The sequence below is a fragment of the Antrihabitans spumae genome (assembly GCF_043944905.1).
Classification (GTDB): Bacteria; Actinomycetota; Actinomycetes; order Mycobacteriales; family Mycobacteriaceae; genus Antrihabitans; species Antrihabitans spumae.
In genome coordinates this window covers 1-524 of sequence record NZ_JBIMSN010000189.1, presented here as the reverse complement: position 1 = coordinate 524, position 524 = coordinate 1, and the positions used below count along the sequence as shown (strand labels likewise).

Annotated in this window: 1 protein-coding gene; it reads right to left on the bottom strand. The window is 61.8% G+C overall.

The features are described 5' to 3' along the window. Positions 1–52: 52 nt before the first annotated feature. On the bottom strand, positions 53–524 hold a 472-nt coding region (locus ACHIRB_RS31090; protein WP_395127856.1), incomplete at its 5' end, for a group II intron maturase-specific domain-containing protein.

Genomic DNA, 524 nt, shown 5'->3' with positions numbered 1-524 from the left:
CGCCCTCCGAACCGGACGTGCGACTTTCACCGCATCCGGCTCTCCATGAACATCACGCTGGTGTGGCTGCGTCGAGTTGTTCAGCTAGATACGTCCATGGTGTCGGGATCGTGTACCCCCGCCATCGGTATCGTTGGATGGCGATCGACTGGGGGTGATAGAGCACGATCCCCTTCTCTTCTGGGCGGCGCCCCGGGCGTCCGGTCAGAAACCTGCGCACAAGCTTTCGCCAACCCAGGCGCGGATGCCTCGCCCGGATCCATCGACAGACCGCGGCCCAGGTGTAGCAGTCGAGGTAGCCGAAGGTGGTCCAGGAGACCCCGTGTCGGAAATACATACACCAGCCCCGAACCACGCGGTTCAGGTGTGTGAGGAGCGCATCGAGCGAAACGTACGGTGATCCTGATCTGCGGGTGATGAACCTGACCTTGTCGATGATCGAGTGCAGCGATTTCTTCGACGGGTAGGTGTAGATCACCCTTCGGGTCGTGCCTGCCTTGATCCGGCGTTGGATGCGCCAGCCG